The organism is Streptomyces sp. 17_S59 (genome assembly GCF_056930295.1).
Map to the genome: position 1 here is coordinate 2,596,072 of NZ_JBXOWD010000001.1, position 16,291 is coordinate 2,612,362.

Below are 16,291 nucleotides of genomic sequence, written 5' to 3' on the forward strand. Positions count from 1 at the left end.
GCTGAACCCAAAGAGCCCCTGCTACCGCACCCCCGCCGCCGTCTGCGGCCGGATCGGCAGCCGGTTCACCGGGCGGCCCGTCGCCGCCCGTACCGCCGAGGCCACCGCCGCCGGGGACGTCACCACCGGGACCGCGCTGATGGCCTTCGCGCCGAAGGGGGCCACCACGTCCCGTTCCTCCACCAGCTTCACGATGTGGATGTCCGGGGCGTCCAGAGCCGTCGGCAGCGCATAGCCCGTCAGGTCCGGGTGGCGGACCAGGCCGCCGTTGGTGCGGAGGTTTTCCGTCAGGGCCGCGCCGATGCCCTGGGTCACGCCCGCCTCGATCCGCGCGTGCGCCTGGCGGGGGTTGAGGACGCGGCCCACGTCCTGGGCCACCGCCATCTCCACCACCCGCACCGCGCCCAGCTCGATGTCGACGTCGACCACCGCCCGTACCGCGCAGAAGGCGATGCCCACGAAGGCGTCGCCCTGGCCCGTCTCGTCGAGCGGTTCCGTCGGGTGGGGGCGGCACTGGGCCGTGGCCCAGAGTTCCTTGCCGGCCAGGGCCTCGGCCACCGTCGTGCTCAGCACGCCGTCGTACGAGGTGATCTTGCCGTCGGCGATCGACAGCAGTTCTGTGGACATGCCGAACTGGTGAGCCAGGGGTTGCAGGAGTTGCGTGCGGACCATGCGGGCTGCGCGCTCCACCGCGCCTCCCGACACCCAGGTGTGGCGGCCGTGGGCCGCCGGGCCGGCGGGGGGCTGGTCGGTGTCGACCGGGGCCACGTGGACCTCGTCGATGCCCAGGATCTCCTGGACGATCTGGCGGGCGAGGGTCGAGAAGCCCTGGCCCGTCTCGACCGCCGCGCAGATGACCGTGGCCACCGAGCCGCTGACCTTCACCGTGGCCGTCGAGACCTCGTCCGCGCCCTCCGCGCCCAGCATGTGGACCATGCCCACGCCGTAGCCGACGCCGCGCCGGACCGCGCCCGGTTCGCCCGCGCCGTCGGGGCCGCCGGGCAGCAGCCAGTCCTCCTCGGGGTCGTCCGCCGGGAGGTCCGGGAGCGGGAAATCACGGACGGCGCGCAGGAGTTCCGCCACCGGGGCCGGGCAGGTGACCGTCTGGCCCGTGGGGAGCAGGTCGCCGGTCGCCATGACGTTGCGCATGCGGATCTCGGCCGGGTCCAGGCCCAGCTTCGCCGCCAGCTTGTCCATCTGGCCCTCGTACGCGGCGCACACCTGCATCGCGCCCTCGCCGCGCACATGACCGGAGGGCGGGTTGTTGGTGCGCACCACCCAGCCCTCGACGAAGGCGTGCGGGACGACGTACGGGCCGCAGGCGAAGGCCACCGCCGCCGCCAGCGCCTCGGAGGACGAGTCGGCGTAGGCGCCCGCGTCCATCAGGACCTGGGCCTCGACCTTCACCAGCCTGCCCTCCGCGTCCGCGTGGTGGCGGTAGCGCAGCAGCGTCGGGTGGCGGTGGGCGTGGCTGAGGAAGGACTCCTCGCGGGTCGCCGCGAGCTTGACCGGGTGGCCCGTGCGCAGCGCCAGCAGGCTCAGGGCGAGCTGGCTGCCGATGTCCTCGCGGTCGCCCATCGCGCCCGGCACGCCCGTGACCACGACCTTCACCCGGTCCGGCGCCAGCGCCAGGCAGGCGGCGGCCAGGTCGCGGTCGGCGTGCGGGTCGGTGGAGGCGGTGTAGATCTCCACGCCGCCGTCCGGGCAGGGCACGGCGAGCCCGGCCTCGGCGCCGATGGGGGCCGGGTCCTGGCGGCCGATGCGGTACAGGCCCTCGACCACCACCTCGCCCTGCACCTCGGGGTCGCCGAAGCGCAGCGGGATGTGGCGGATCAGATTGCCGTCGGGGTGCAGCGGTCCGGCCCCGAACGCCGTCTCCGGGTCGGTGACCGGCTCCAGCGGCTCGTACTCGACGGCGATCGCCGCGGCGGCGAGCCGGGCGGTGTCGGGGTGGTCCGCGGCGACGGCGGCGATCGGCTCGCCGTGGTAACGGACGAGTTCCGAGGCGAAGACGGGGCGGTCGGCGACGCCGCGGCCGTGGGCCGCGTCGCCCGGTACGTCCTTGTGCGTGACGACCGCGCGCACGCCCGGCATCGTGGCCGCGGCGGTGGTGTCGATCGAGACGATACGGGCGTGGGGGTGCGGGGAGCGCAGCACCGACGCCCACAGCAGCCCCTCCGCCCACAGGTCGGCCGCGTACGGGAAGGTGCCCTGGGTCTTGGCGTCCGCGTCGGTGGCCGGGAGGGAGGCGCCGATGCCGTGCGGCGGGGGCACGGGGACGGGCGGCGGCGCGGCGGCCGCCGTCACGGAGGCGAGGGCGGCGGCGACGGAGCCGGGATCGGTGCCCGCTCCCGCCATCCCCTCGGCCGCGCCCGTTCCGGCCGTCCCGCCCATTCCCGTCATGCCGTTGCCTTTCCGCTGCCGTCACCGTCGGCGTAGCCGTCGCCGAAGCCGCCACCGAGGTCGCCGCCGAAGTCACCGCCGAAGCCGTTGCCGTAGCCGACGGGGCCGCCGCCGTAGGTGGTGTCGGCATAGCCGTCGCCATAACCGTCGACGTAGCCGTGCAGGGTGTCGTGCGGGCCCGTCTGGTGCGGGATGCCCGGTGTCTCCGGACCGGCGGCGTGGTCGGCGTGGCCGTCGTGGTCCGCCTGCGCGGCCTGGGCCGCCTGCTCGGCCTCCTCCTGGGCCGCGGCCGTCGCGGCGCGCTCGTCGACGACCTGCCGCACCGCCCCGAGCACGCCCCGGTAGCCGGAGCAGCGGCAGAGGTTGCCGCACAGCGCCTGCCGGGTCTCCAGCTCGGTCGGGGCGTGGTTGCCCTCCAGCAGGTCGTGCACCGTCATCGCCATGCCGGGCACGCAGAAGCCGCACTGCACGGCGCCGCACTCGGCGAGCGCCCGCTGCACGTCGGAGGGCTGCCCGCCGGCGGCCAGGCCCTCGACCGTGCGGATCTCGGCGCCCGCCGAGGTCGCGGCCGGCACCAGGCAGGAGGCGACGAGCCGGCCGTCCACCTGCACCGAGCAGGCCCCGCACTCGCCCTGCGAGCAGCCGTCCTTGGCGCCCGCGAGGCCGAGGCGCTCGCGCAGCACGTACAGCAGGGACTCGCCGATCCAGGCGTCGGTGACGGGACGGTCGGTGCCGTTGACGCGCAGGACGTACGAGGCGCAGGGGTGTTCGTTGTGCGGGTGGGCGGGGGGAAGCTCCGCTTCGGGGGCGGGAGCGTGCTCTGTGTGCAGCTCATGCCCGGGCTCGGGCTCGGAGTGCGGCTCCGGCGCCGGTTCCGGTTCCGGTTCGGGGTCCGGCTTCGGCAGGGAGTCGAGCTTGAGTTCCAGCGTGGTTTCCGAGCGGGGGCCGGGTACGGCGACGGGCTCGGGAGCGGGAGCAGTGACGTGCCCGGTGGCGGGCTCCGCCTCCGGTTCGGCCGCCGGGTTGTCCTGTTCGGGCTCCGCGGGAGCCTCGGTCGCGGCCGCGACCGGCTCCGGGGCCTGCGCCCCGGCCGTCCACTCGCCGATCGGATTATCGCCCGCACCGGTTACCCCCGTGCTGCCCGCACGGGTGCCGCGCAGCGCGTACTCGCCCGACTCCTCCACCGAGTCGTCCCCGGCGGCCGGCACGGACCACTGACCCGTCGATCCGTCCGGACCCGTCGGATCCGCCGGAACCGGCAGGTCCCCCGGGCCCACGGCGCCCGCACCCTCGGCGGACGCGAACGGCATCGCCCACTCCGCCGTGGCCTGAGGGTCATGCGCATGCGGGTCGTGCGGATGCGGGTCGTGCGGATGCGGGTCGTAAGAATGCGGGTCGTGCACGCCGTGCGGGTCGGCGGGCGCGTGCCCGTACGGGGCCGCCTGCGGCACCGCGTTCCAGGAGCCCTGGCCCTGGGCGACCGGGACCGGCTCGGGAACGGGCCGCTGCTGCCAGGAGTCCTCCGCGGGCGCGTACCCGGCGCCCGTGCCGGGAGCCGCCAGCGGGCCCCACGAACTCGTGGCCGTCGGGCCGGGGTGGGCCAGCAGCTCGGGCGGGAGCTGCACGAAGGTGGTGCCGTCCGCGTCCAGCTCGCCGCCCCGCGGGATGGGCTGCCAGCTGCCCTCGCCGGGCACATGGGTGTGTTGTTGCTGTTCGTCACTCACGCGAGTGCCCTCCCCAGTGCTCGGCGGGCCAGGGTCGCCACCGTACGACGGAGATGCAGAACGGCCGGCGGCAGGGTACCCGGCTCGCCGCCCTCGCCTCCGGCCGGCGCGGGGTCGGGGATGCAGGCGGCCCCGACGTACTCGCCGAAGGCCGTGCAGGCGTCGGGCGCCAGCGTGCGCTCGCCGTCCCAGTCGATGATCGAGGAGACCCAGCGCTCGGCGTCGAACGGCCGCAGCGGCATCGGCGCCACCGCGCCCACCGCACACCGCACGCTGCGCCGCGCCGGGTCCAGGACGACGGCCACGGACGCGACGGCGCGGCTCGGCCCGGTGCGGGCGGTGGCCTTGAGGAAGGTCTGCGGGGCGTGCAGCAGCGGGACGCGCACGTAACCGATCAGCTCGCCCGGCCGCAGCATGTCGAGCCCGGCGAGCAGCTGGCCGACCGGGACCTCGCGGCGTGTGCCGCCGGGGCCCGCGATGACCAGCGAGGCCTCGAGCGCGGCGAGCACGGGCAGCGCGTCGCCGGTGGGCTGGGCGGAGGCGATGTTGCCGCCCAGCGTGCCGGCGTTGCGGATCTGGGGCGGTCCCGCGGCGCGGGCGGCGGCGGCCAGCGCCGGGATGAGGGCGGCGAAGTCGGGGCGGCCCATGCGGGCGTGGGTGAGGCCCGCGCCGAGCAGCGCGGCGCCGTCCTGGTACTGCCAGCCGCGGATCTCGCTGATGCGGCCGAGGCCGACGAGGGCGGCGGGGCGCAGCCGGCCGCGGTTGACGGCGGCCATCAGGTCGGTGCCGCCCGCCACGGGCACGGCCGTGGGCATGGCGGTGAGCGCCGCCACGGCCTCGTCGAGCGAGCCCGGCAGCGTCACCGTGTGCGCCGCCTGCGGTGCGTGCGTGGTCAACCCAGCTGCCCCTTCCCCGGTGGTTCCGGCTGTTCCGCTCGATCCGCCCGATCCGGCTGATCTGCCTGATCTCGCCGTACGGTACGTGCTGTCGGCCCGGACTTGGCAACTCTGGCACATCTTCCGGGTCGGTCGTCGCGAGGGTCCGGGAACGGGTCCGTGGAACGCGGGACCGGCCCTCGCCGCAAGGAAGGTCCGTTTTCCAGCGGTCTCTCCGCTCTGCGCAGTGTGAGTGATCTGGACAACTCTGAGCACTCTGAGCACTGTGGGCGTATTGCCACGCTTCGCCGCCCCTTGTGCGACTTACGGCAGTGTGTGAAGGACCACCGTGCCAGGGCGCGCCCCACGGTTCGTCACCTTCCGGCGCGGCTCACACGATCGGGGGCGGGCCCTCGATCGGGCGTCCGAGCACGCCGGGCCGGCGCTGCCAGGGCCGGGGGCCGGAGGGCGGGCGGTAGTCGACGCCGAGGGCGTCGAGCCGGGCGTAATGGGTGGTCATGCGGCGCGCGAAGGCGGCGTAGTCGCGCTCGGCGGGCGGGGGCAGGGCCGACCACACCGTCTCGGCGAAGGCGGCGAGCCGGGGGAACGCCTGGTAGTCCACCCGCTGCTGGTTCTCCGTCACCTCGGTCCAGATGTTGGCCTGCGCCCCCAGGACGCGGGCCGCCTCCTCGGCCGTCAGCTCCGGCGGCACCGGCTCGAAGCGGTAGACGTCCTCCAGGGTGCGGACGTAGCCGATGGGTACGGGCTCGTCGGGGCCCGCGTCCTGACGGTGGTCCAGGTACACCTGCTGCTGGGGGCACATGACGACGTCGTGGCCGGCGCGGGCCGCGGCGATGCCGCCCGCGTAGCCGCGCCAGGAGGAGACGGTCGCGCCGGGTGCGAGGCCGCCTTCCAGGATCTCGTCCCAGCCGACGAGCCGCCGGCCGCGCGCGGCGAGCCACTGGTCGAAGTGGCGGATGAACCAGCTCTGCAGCTCGTCCTCGTCCGCCAGCCCCTCCGCCGCCATGCGGGCCCGGGCGGTGGGCGAGGCCCGCCACTGGTCCTTGGGGCACTCGTCGCCGCCGATGTGGACGAAGGGCGAGGGGAAGAGTTCGAGGACCTCGGTCAGGACGTTCTCGCAGAAGGCGAGGGTGGTGTCGGTGGGGGCGAGCACGTTGGGGCTGACGCCCCAGGTGTCCCAGACGGCGAGGGCGGCGGTGTCGACGACGTCGGTGTTGCCCAGCTCGGGGTACGCGGCGATGGCGGCCTGCGCGTGGCCGGGCAGGTCGATCTCGGGCACGACGGTGACGTGCCGGGCCGCGGCGTACGCGACGATCTCGCGGATGTCCGTGCGCGTGTAGTAGCCGCCGTGCGGCCGCTCGTCCCACAGGGGCGAGGCCCGGTGCCCGTACTTGCTGCGGGCGCGCCAGGCGCCCACCTCGGTCAGCTTCGGACAGCGCTCGATCTCCAGGCGCCAGCCCTGGTCGTCGGTGAGGTGGAGGTGGAGGACGTTGAGCTTGTGGGCGGCGAGCAGGTCGATGTAGCGCAGCACGCCGTCCTTGGGCGTGAAGTGCCGGGCGACGTCGAGGAGGACGCCGCGCCAGGCGAACCGGGGTGCGTCCTCGACGGCGACGGCGGGCAGCGCCCACTCCCGCTTCGACGTGACCGGCGCCCGCCGGAAGGCATCCGGGCCGAGCAGCTGGCGGAGGGTCTGGGCGGCCCAGAAGACGCCGGCGGGGCTGCCGCCGGTGAGGTGGAGGGTTCCGGTGGCGGTGGGGGTGATGCGGTGGGCCTCGGGGCCGAGGGTGTGCCCGAGGGCGGGGTCGAGGGCCAGGACGATGCGGTTGTCGCCTGTGGCTCCCGGGTGCAGGGGGAGCCCTGTCGCGGCGCCGACGGTGGTGCGGAGCCAGTGGGCGGTGGGTTCGGTGCCGGGGTGGGCCTGGATGCGGGTGTTTTCGTCGAGGGTGAGGGTGGGGGTGGCGTGGGTGTGGAGGCGGAGGGGGGCCGGTATGAGGTCGGGCATGGGTTTTTCTTCCCCCACCCCGCCCCTTCCCGTAACCGGGGCTCCGCCCCGGACCCCCGGTCCTCAAACGCCGGACGGGCTGGATTTGCCCCCGCACCGCATACACAACGGCTCCCGGAACGCGCCGTCGCGCGCCCCGGGAGCCGTGGGTCGGATATGAGCCTGCCGGCGCGGCTACTTCTTGTTCTTGTCGCCGCCCTTGTCGTCCCCGCCGGCACCCATGCCGTCGAAGATCTCCTTGCACATCGGACAGACCGGGTACTTCTTGGGGTCGCGCCCGGGGACCCAGACCTTGCCGCAGAGGGCCACGACCGGGGAACCGGAGAGCGCGCTCTCCATGATCTTGTCCTTCTGGACGTAATGGGCGAAGCGCTCGTGGTCGCCGTCGCCGTGCGACACCTGCGGCGTCGGCTCTACGAGGGTGCCGGTACCTGCCCCGCGCTCGGGCTCGAGAGTGCTCATGGTCCCCAAGGGTACTGGGGCCGGGCCCGGTCAGTTGAGGCTCGGGTCGTCCGGATAGGTGGCGACCATCGCCAGTTCGTTCCGCTGGCGGCGCAGCACCGCGCGCCACAGCTGCTGGGGGACGGGCGACGACACGTCGCCGGGCTCGGACTCGACCACGTACCAGGCGCCCTCGACCAGCTCGTCCTCCAGCTGGCCGGGCCCCCACCCGGAGTAGCCCGCGAAGATCCGCAGCGAGCCCAGCTCCGCGGCCAGCAGCTCCGGCGGGGCCTCCAGGTCGACCAGCCCGATCGCCCCGTGCACCCGGCGCCAGCCGATGGGGTCGCTCCGGCCGGGGCGCTCGCCCGCCAGGACCCCGGCTGCCGCGTCGTGGGGCTCTCCGGGCACCACGGCCACGCCCAGGGCCGAGTCCAGCGAGACCGGGCCGCCCTGGAAGACCACCCCGGGCTCCCCCGCGAGCGCGGCCCACGACTCCAGGATGTCGCCGACGCCGACCGGGGTCGGCCGGTTGAGGACCACGCCGAGGGAGCCCTCCTCGTCGTGGTCGAGCAGCAGCACCACCGCGCGGTCGAAATTCGGGTCGGCCAGCGCCGGCGTCGCCACGAGCAGCCGTCCTGTGAGGGAGGACACCTCGGTCATGGCCACATGATCCCGCATTTCCCGCCGGTACGGGGAGTGGACGGCGACGACCGGACAGGGCGACGCGGGGGCGCACGAGAGCAACGGACGCGCACGCGCACCGGGCCCCGGCGGTTCCCGGCCGTCCCGACGGGACTTTCCGGCCGCCGTGACCGGAAAAAGTCCGGTGATCATGGTCGAAACGGCCCTCGTGATAACCGGTAGCGACCATTCCGTAAACACAGAGTGTTGTGACAAACCCATGACGTGCCCCGATCCCCCTCAGGGCGTTGGGACGGCCCTCCGGTCGCATTACCCTTTCTTCTTGCCCCTTGCCCAACTCCAGGAACGCGAGACCAATGCCCGGCCCTGACGATGTCCTGCTTGTCCACGGCGGCACCCCGCTCGAGGGAGAGATCCGCGTCCGCGGCGCGAAGAATCTCGTGCCGAAGGCCATGGTCGCCGCCCTGCTCGGCAGCGGCCCCAGCCGGCTGCGCAACGTCCCCGACATCCGGGACGTCCGCGTGGTGCGCGGGCTGCTCCAGCTGCACGGCGTCACGGTGCGTCCCGGGGACGAGCCCGGCGAGCTGGTGATGGACCCCTCCCGCGTGGAGAGCGCCAACGTCGCCGACATCGACGCCCACGCCGGCTCCTCGCGCATCCCGATCCTGCTGTGCGGCCCGCTGCTGCACCGGCTCGGCCACGCCTTCATCCCCGGCCTGGGCGGCTGCGACATCGGCGGCCGGCCGATCGACTTCCACTTCGAGGTGCTGCGCCAGTTCGGCGCGACGATCGAGAAGCGCGAGGGCGGCCAGTACCTGGAGGCCCCGCAGCGGCTGCGCGGCTGCAAGATCCGCCTGCCCTACCCGTCGGTCGGCGCCACGGAGCAGGTGCTGCTGACCGCCGTCCTGGCGGAGGGCGTCACCGAGCTGTCCAACGCGGCCGTGGAGCCGGAGATCGAGGACCTCATCTGCGTGCTGCAGAAGATGGGCGCGATCATCGCCATGGACACCGACCGGACCATCCGGATCACCGGTGTCGACACGCTCGGCGGCTACAACCACCGCGCCCTCTCGGACCGCCTCGAGGCGGCCTCCTGGGCGTCGGCGGCGCTGGCCACCAAGGGCAACATCTACGTGCGCGGCGCCCAGCAGCGCTCGATGATGACCTTCCTCAACACCTACCGCAAGGTCGGCGGCGCCTTCGAGATCGACGACGAGGGCATCCGCTTCTGGCACCCGGGCGGCCCGCTCAACGCCATAGCGCTGGAGACGGACGTCCACCCCGGCTTCCAGACCGACTGGCAGCAGCCGCTGGTCGTGGCCCTGACCCAGGCCTCGGGCCTGTCCATCGTCCACGAGACGGTGTACGAGTCCCGGCTGGGCTTCACGTCCGCGCTGAACCAGATGGGCGCCCACATCCAGCTGTACCGCGAGTGCCTGGGCGGCTCCGCCTGCCGCTTCGGCCAGCGCAACTTCCTGCACTCGGCGGTCGTCTCCGGCCCGACGAAGCTGCAGGGCGCCGACATGGTCGTGCCCGACCTGCGCGGCGGCTTCTCGTACCTGATCGCGGCGCTGGCCGCGGAGGGCACGTCCCGCGTCCACGGCATCGACCTCATCAACCGCGGCTACGAGAACTTCATGCAGAAGCTGAAGGAGCTCGGGGCGCACGTGGAGCTGCCGGGTTCCGCGGCGTAACGCGGGGCACCGACCCGCAGGTCCGGCCCGACGTGGGCTTCTGACGGCCCGTACAGGCCCCCACAGGGCCTGACGGGCCGTTACCGTCCCCCGGGGCCACCGGTTCCCGGAAAGGTCCGCAGACGTCAAAAGGGCGGCCACCCCCGTGCGGGGGTGGCCGCCCTTTCGCGTTGGGGGCTTACTTGCCCTTCGCGGCTTCCTTCAGCTTGGAGCCCGCGGAGACCTTCACGCTGTAACCGGCAGCGATCTGGATCGGCTCGCCCGTCTGCGGGTTGCGCGCGGTCCGAGCGGCACGGTGGGTGCGCTCGAAGGTCAGGAAGCCGGGGATGGTGACCTTCTCGTCGCCCTTCGCGACGACCTCGCCGACGGTCTCGGCGAGCGCGGCCAGAACGGCGTCGGCGTCCTTGCGGGTCACCTCGGCGCGGTCGGCCAGAGCGGCCACCAGCTCACTGCGGTTCATGTTGTACTCCCGTGTTCTTCTTGCCAATGAGGCGTGAGATCGAAGCCGATGCTGCCAGGGCCCTCGGACAGTCCCCGGACCCGGGTCCGTTTGCCAGACCCTCGCGCCCGGTTACGCATCCTGCCCCCACCAGTGGCGGGAAAGCCAATCCGGCACCCTGGAGAGTCACACGGAAAGCGCCACTTCCAGCGCCACAGCCTCGGATGCGGCCGCATTTCTGCGGGCCCGGATGTCTGCCCGACACCTTATGGGGGGCCCGGCGGCGTCGCGCCACTCGACGCGCCGTGGTCAGACCGTCGTGGTGGCCGTCACAGCCGCTCCGGCGGCCTTGGCGGCCTCGCGGACGGCTCCGGCGACCGCACCGGCCACCTTGTCGTTGAAAACGCTGGGGATGATGTAGTTCGCGTTGAGCTCGTCCTCGGCGACGACGTCGGCGAGGGCGCGGGCGGCGGCGAGCATCATGTCGGTGTTCACGGTGCGGGACTGGGCGTCGAGCAGGCCGCGGAAGACGCCGGGGAAGACCAGCACGTTGTTGATCTGGTTCGGGAAGTCCGAGCGGCCGGTGGCCACCACCGCGGCGGTCTGGCGGGCGATGGCCGGGTCGACCTCGGGGTCGGGGTTGGCCAGCGCGAAGACGATCGCGTCCCCCGCCATGGCGGCCACGTCGTCGCCGTCGAGGACGTTGGGGGCCGAGACGCCGATGAAGACGTCCGCCCCGCGCACGGCCTCCTTGAGCGTGCCGGTGATGCCCTCGGGGTTGGTGTTGTCCGCGATCCACCGCAGCGCCGACTCCGGGCCCGCGTCCACCAGGTCCTTGCGGCCGGCGTGGACAACGCCGTGGATGTCGGCGACGACCGCGTGCCCGACACCCGCGGCCATCAGCAGCTTGAGGATGGCCGTACCGGCGGCGCCCGCGCCGGACATGACGACCCGTACGTCGCCGATGTTCTTGTTCACCACGCGCAGGGCGTTGGTGAGGGCGGCCAGGACGACGATGGCGGTGCCGTGCTGGTCGTCGTGGAAGACGGGGATGTCCAGGGCCTCGCGCAGGCGGGCCTCGATCTCGAAGCAGCGGGGGGCGGAGATGTCCTCGAGGTTGATGCCCGCAAAGCCCGGGGCGATGGCCTTGACGATCTCCACGATGGCGTCGGAGTCCTGGGTGTCCAGGCAGATCGGCCAGGCGTCGATGCCCGCGAAGCGCTTGAAGAGCGCGGCCTTGCCCTCCATGACCGGCAGCGCGGCCTTCGGGCCGATGTTGCCCAGGCCCAGCACCGCCGAGCCGTCCGTGACCACCGCGACGGAGTTGCGCTTGATGGTCAGACGGCGCGCGTCCTCGGGGTTCTCCGCGATCGCCATGCACACCCGGGCCACACCGGGGGTGTAGACCATGGACAGGTCGTCACGGTTGCGGATGGGGTGCTTGGACGCCATCTCGATCTTGCCGCCCAGATGCATCAGGAACGTACGGTCCGAGACCTTCCCCAGCACCACGCCCTCGATGCTGCGGAGCTTCTCGACGATCTCGTCCGCGTGCTCGGTCGAGGTCGTCGCCATGGTGACGTCGATGCGCAGCTTCTCGTGGCCGGAGGCGGTCACGTCCAGGCCGGTCACCGAACCGCCGGAGGACTCCACGGCCGTCGTGAGCTGGCTGACCGCGGTCCCGCCCGCGGGGACCTCAAGCCGGACCGTCATCGAGTACGAGACGCTAGGCGCCGTTGCCATGGCCGCTTTCCTCTGCTTTCACTGTTTCGTTTGTGATGCCGCTCTGGTGTTGCGTTCGTTATGCCGACGCAGTTCACCGGTGCGCGATCCCGATCGTCCCACCTACCGGTGAGTACGCGGTAACCAGCGCCGCATCCCGGAAGGAGCCTTCCAACATACGGGAGCCCCGGGCCGGAAACGCCTACGGGCGCTCTTCCCCGGAAGAGAATCCGGGGAAGAGCGCCCGTAGGACACGTCGAGCGGCACCGACCCGCCATGCTCGCCTCGCGGCAAGTGGTCGCTCGAAGCGACGAAGGTTGGGCCCGGGGGCTTGGATCGAGCCGGTGCCGTACCCAGGCTAACAAACCGGTCCCGGAAGTCATTCCGGTAGGGCGCGTTCCTTTTGAAGAACGTCCCGAGATCGACCCGAGATCGACCCGAGAGCATCCGGAGAGCGTCCGGAGAACCTCTGAACGGGCGCACCCGACCCGGCCGGTCAGTCCCGCAGCAGGTCCGGCACCCCCAGCTCGTCGGGGTCGTCCCGCTCCCCCGACAGCACCGTCAGCCGCTGGGTGGCCCGGGTCAGCGCCACGTACAGCACGCGCAGCCCGGCCGGGGACTCGTCGGCGATCTCGGCGGGCGAGACCACGACCGTGGCGTCGTACTCCAGGCCCTTGGCCTCCAGGCTGCCCAGCACCACCACCCGGTCGCCCAGCCCGGCCAGCCACTGCCGCGCCTCGGCACGCCGGCCCATCGGCACGACCACGCCGATCGTGCCCTCCACGTCGGCCAGCAGGTGCTCCGCCTCCCGGCGGGCGGCCGCGCCCAGGCCGTCGCCGGCGACGGTGAACCGGGGCTCGATGCCCGTGGAGCGGACCGCCGCCGGGGACTCCATCCCGGGCATGGCCAGGGCCAGCACCTTCGCGGCCAGCTCCGCGATCTCCGCGGGGTTGCGGTAGTTCACGGTGAGCCGGAAGCGGCGGCGGGGGCGGGTGCCGAGCGCCTCGTCGCGGGCGGCGGCGGCCTCGTCCGGGTCGGACCAGGAGGACTGGGCCGGGTCGCCGACGATCGTCCAGGTGGCGTGGCGGCCGCGGCGGCCGACCATGCGCCACTGCATGGGCGTCAGGTCCTGTGCCTCGTCGACGATGACGTGCGCGTAGTCGCGGCGCTCCTGCGCCAGCCGCTCGGCGCGCTCGCGGCGCGACTCGCCGCGGTTCGGCATCAGCTCCTCCAGCCCGGTGAGCTGGTCGAGCGGGTCGACCTCGCGGGGCTGCTTCGGCCGGTGCGGGACGCCGAGCAGCGTCTCCAGCTCGTCCAGCAGCGCCACGTCGTGCACGGACAGCGGGCCGTGGCCCCGGGCGTCCAGGCGGCGCAGCGAGCGGGCGAGCCGGCGCACCTCGCGCGGGTTGAGTTCCCGGCGCGACCAGCGGGACAGCCGCTTCTCGTCGGCCAGGCAGGCCAGCACCCGACGGGGCGTCAGCTCCGGCCACCAGGCGTCGAGGAAGCCGGTGAAGGAGTCCTCGGTGGTGATGTCCTCGTCGAAGGCGGAACGTGCCTCCGCGGCCAGCTCGGGGTCGGTGTAGCGCTTGGGGCCGCCGGCCTTGGACCAGAGGGCGTCCAGGATCAGCCGGCGGGCGCGGGGGCGCAGCAGGTTGACCGGGGCGGTGCCGCCGAGGGCGGTCTGCCGGATGCGGCGCAGCTCGTCGGCGTCCAGCTCCAGGCGGGCGCCGAAGGCGACGACCCGCAGCCGCTCGGGCGGGCCGGAGAAGCCGTCGTCGAAGGGCAGCTGCCCGTCGCGCCCGGTGGCCGCGCCGGGTCCGGCCGGTACCTCCAGGGCGCCGCGCACCGCCTTGCGCAGCACCTTCAGCATGCGGGAGGAGCCCTTGACGCGGGCGACGGCGGGCTCGTCGTAGGTGTCCGCCTCGGCGCCGTCCACCAGGGAGCCCACCGCCCGGATGGCGACCTGGCCCTCCTCGCCGAGCGAGGGCAGCACGCCCTCGGTGTAGGCGACCAGCAGCGGCGTCGGGGAGACGACGAGGATGCCGCCCGCGTAGCGCCGGCGGTCCTGGTAGAGGAGGTAGGCGGCGCGGTGCAGGGCCACGGCGGTCTTGCCGGTGCCCGGGCCGCCCTCGACCTCGGTCACGGAGGCGGCGGGGGCCCGGATGACCAGGTCCTGCTCGGCCTGGATGGAGGAGACGATGTCCCGCATGGTGTGGCTGCGGGCCTGGCCGAGCGCGGCCATCAGCGCGCCGTCGCCGACCACGGGCAGCGCGTCCCCGTCCAGGGTCGTGCTCAGCTCCGGGCGCAGCAGGTCGTCCTCGACGCCGAGGACCCGGCGGCCCTTGGAGCGGATGACGCGGCGGCGCACGACGCGGCCGGGCGCGACCGGGGTGGCGCGGTAGAAGGGTGCGGCCGCGGGCGCCCGCCAGTCGATGACCAGCGGCGAGTAGTCGGCGTCCAGCACGCCGATGCGGCCGATGTGCAGCGTCTCGGCGATCTCGGCCCGGTCGCCCTGCACGGCGTCGTCCGCGGGCTCGACGGAGGTGTACGCCCCGTCCGGGCCCTTCTTGCCGTCCTTGCCGAGCAGCAGGTCGATGCGGCCGAACAGGAAGTCCTCGAACTCGCTGTTCAGCCGGTTGAGGTGGACCCCGGCGCGGAACACCTGGGCGTCCCGCTCGGCGAGCGCGCCGGGGGTCCCGACCTGGCCGCGCTTGGCGGCGTCGTCCATGAGGAACTCCGCCTCGTGGATCTTCTCCTCGAGGCGCCGGTACACCCGGTCCAGATGATGCTGCTCGGCACCGATCTCGCGGTTGCGGACCCCGTCCGCCTCCGCCGCCGGTTCCGTCGCCACCTGCGCGTGTGTGGCGTTCTGCGCGGCCACCCAGGCCCCCTTCTTCTTTGCGTAGGGCAGCCGTCAACCGTACGCGAACAGGGGTGCTGAGCGCACCTGTCAGGACATGAGGGGTATGCCACGAGTTCCACCTGTTGACGGATGAACCGATCGGCCCCTCGGTGCCCGGCGCGCCGGCTCACACGTTCACGGTCGCCAGGTGCTGCCCGTCGAGCGTGCGGACCTCGAAGCGTGCGATGTCCTTCTCGTTGAAGGCGGTGCCGCCGTGGGTGTAGAGCGGCTCCTGGCTCCACTTGTCGCCCGTGCCCTTCTCGAGCCCGTAGCCGGAGGCGGGTACCGCCCAGGTGGTCACGACCTGCTCCTGGCCGTTCTTGCCGACGGCGACGAGAGTGCAGGTCAGAGGCCCCTTGACGTTGCCGAGCCGGAGGGCGACGTGGGTGCCCCAGGGCTTGTCCTCCAGCGACACGGTGGCGTTGACGTGGGTGACCGGGTCGGTGCCGCCGTTGTACTTCTCGCCCTCGTCGTACATCTGCTTGGCCGCGCTCGTGCCGTAGTGGCCCCCGCCCGAGTCCTGGGTGACGGCGGCGACGGCGAGCGGCCCGGCGACGATCAGCGCGACGGCCGCGGCGGCCAGGCAGATCCTGCGGGTCCGCTGGGCCCGGCGGACGGCGGTGACCTTGCCGAGCAGCCCGTCCAGCAGCTCGGCGCGGGGCGGGGCGGCCAGGGCGCCGGGGTCGGGGGTGTGCTCCCGGACGTCGGCGAGGAGCGGGGCGAGGCCCATCAGCCCGTCCAGCTCGGCGGCGCAGCGGGGGCAGTCGGCGAGGTGCTCCTCGAAGCGCGCGGCCTCGGCCCCGCCCAGGACGCCGAGCGCATAGGCGCCCACGGCGGCGTGGCCGTCGTCCGCCGCGTGCTCGTGGCCCGGTGCCGGCTGCCGGTTCATGCCGTCACTCCTCGTTCCTCGAGCGAGAGCTTCAGGGAGCGCAGTGCGTAGAAGACCCGGGATCGGACGGTCCCGGGCGGCACGCCCAGCTCTTCCGCCGCCTCGCTCACGGTACGTCCTTTGAAGTAGGTCTCGATCAGGGCCTCTCGGTGGGCCCGGGAAAGGTCGCCCAGCGCGTCGGAGATCGTCATCAGGCGCAGCGCCCGGTCGATCTCGTCGACCGCAGGCATCTGCTCCAGCGGCCCGGGGTCGACCTCCGGGGGGCGGGCCTGCCTGCTGCGGTGGTTGTCGATGACGATGCGCCGGGCGACGGTCACCAGCCAGGGCCGTACGGAGCCGGGGGCGACGCGCAGCCGGTCGGCGTTGCGCCAGGCGCGCAGCAGCGTCTCCTGGACGACGTCCTCCGCGCGCTGCCGGTCGCCCGCCACGAGGCGCAGGACGAAGGAGAGGAGCGGGCCCGCGTGCTCCGCGTAGAGCGCCCGCATCAGCTCCTCGTCGGGAGTCGTCCTGTCAGCCACGACGGCATCCTTGCGCAAG

Annotated in this window: 12 protein-coding genes; 1 reads left to right on the forward strand and 11 read right to left on the reverse strand. The window is 73.5% G+C overall.

The window, feature by feature from the left end:
• Window positions 1-21: 21 nt before the first annotated feature.
• The 6 genes from AC1Z4A_RS11510 to AC1Z4A_RS11535 form a co-directional block, all read right to left on the reverse strand.
• Window positions 22-2,358: a xanthine dehydrogenase family protein molybdopterin-binding subunit gene (locus tag AC1Z4A_RS11510; RefSeq protein ID WP_483683568.1), complete on the reverse strand. Its 2,337-nt coding sequence runs from the start codon at window positions 2,356-2,358 to the stop codon at window positions 22-24.
• A gap of 41 nt (window positions 2,359-2,399) precedes the next feature.
• Window positions 2,400-4,127 carry a (2Fe-2S)-binding protein gene (locus AC1Z4A_RS11515; RefSeq protein ID WP_483677913.1) on the reverse strand — a complete coding sequence of 576 codons (1,728 nt, stop codon included), beginning with the start codon at window positions 4,125-4,127 and terminating at the stop codon, window positions 2,400-2,402.
• On the reverse strand, window positions 4,124-5,023 hold the full coding sequence (locus AC1Z4A_RS11520; protein ID WP_483677915.1) for an FAD binding domain-containing protein: 900 nt from the start codon (window positions 5,021-5,023) through the stop codon (window positions 4,124-4,126). Before AC1Z4A_RS11520 ends, AC1Z4A_RS11515 begins: the two co-directional genes overlap by 4 nt.
• A 370-nt stretch (window positions 5,024-5,393) precedes the next feature.
• Window positions 5,394-7,025, reverse strand: a complete 1,632-nt coding sequence (locus AC1Z4A_RS11525; protein ID WP_483677916.1) for a beta-N-acetylhexosaminidase — start codon at window positions 7,023-7,025, stop codon at window positions 5,394-5,396.
• A gap of 174 nt (window positions 7,026-7,199) precedes the next feature.
• Window positions 7,200-7,487 (reverse strand): DUF3039 domain-containing protein, encoded by a 288-nt coding sequence (locus AC1Z4A_RS11530; RefSeq protein ID WP_483677918.1) that lies wholly within the window; start codon window positions 7,485-7,487, stop codon window positions 7,200-7,202.
• A 30-nt stretch (window positions 7,488-7,517) separates the two neighbouring features.
• A complete protein-coding gene (locus AC1Z4A_RS11535; RefSeq protein WP_483677919.1) occupies window positions 7,518-8,126 on the reverse strand; it encodes a YqgE/AlgH family protein in 609 nt (202 codons plus the stop codon).
• A gap of 338 nt (window positions 8,127-8,464) precedes the next feature.
• Here AC1Z4A_RS11535 and murA point away from each other — a divergent pair, with 338 nt between their 5' ends.
• Window positions 8,465-9,802, forward strand: a complete 1,338-nt coding sequence (gene murA / locus AC1Z4A_RS11540; RefSeq protein ID WP_483677920.1) for a UDP-N-acetylglucosamine 1-carboxyvinyltransferase — start codon at window positions 8,465-8,467, stop codon at window positions 9,800-9,802.
• A 178-nt stretch (window positions 9,803-9,980) separates the two neighbouring features.
• On the opposite strand, the gene AC1Z4A_RS11545 is transcribed toward murA, so the two are convergent.
• The 5 genes from AC1Z4A_RS11545 to AC1Z4A_RS11565 all read right to left on the reverse strand — a co-directional run bounded on the left by AC1Z4A_RS11545 (window position 9,981) and on the right by AC1Z4A_RS11565 (window position 16,290).
• Entirely contained in the window at window positions 9,981-10,262 is a 282-nt protein-coding gene (locus AC1Z4A_RS11545) for an HU family DNA-binding protein (protein WP_004951951.1), read from the reverse strand.
• A gap of 288 nt (window positions 10,263-10,550) precedes the next feature.
• Window positions 10,551-11,984 carry an NAD-dependent malic enzyme gene (locus AC1Z4A_RS11550; protein ID WP_483677922.1) on the reverse strand — a complete coding sequence of 478 codons (1,434 nt, stop codon included), beginning with the start codon at window positions 11,982-11,984 and terminating at the stop codon, window positions 10,551-10,553.
• A gap of 475 nt (window positions 11,985-12,459) precedes the next feature.
• Complete coding sequence (locus AC1Z4A_RS11555; protein WP_483677923.1) at window positions 12,460-14,844, reverse strand: HelD family protein; 2,385 nt, start codon at window positions 14,842-14,844, stop codon at window positions 12,460-12,462.
• Between the two features lie 148 nt (window positions 14,845-14,992).
• Window positions 14,993-15,754, reverse strand: a complete 762-nt coding sequence (locus AC1Z4A_RS11560; RefSeq protein ID WP_483677924.1) for a zf-HC2 domain-containing protein — start codon at window positions 15,752-15,754, stop codon at window positions 14,993-14,995.
• The gene (locus AC1Z4A_RS11565; RefSeq protein ID WP_483677926.1) at window positions 15,751-16,290 is read right to left on the reverse strand and encodes a sigma-70 family RNA polymerase sigma factor; all 540 of its coding nucleotides are present in this window, start codon (window positions 16,288-16,290) and stop codon (window positions 15,751-15,753) included. Before AC1Z4A_RS11565 ends, AC1Z4A_RS11560 begins: the two co-directional genes overlap by 4 nt.
• Between the last annotated feature and the right edge of the window lies 1 nt (window position 16,291).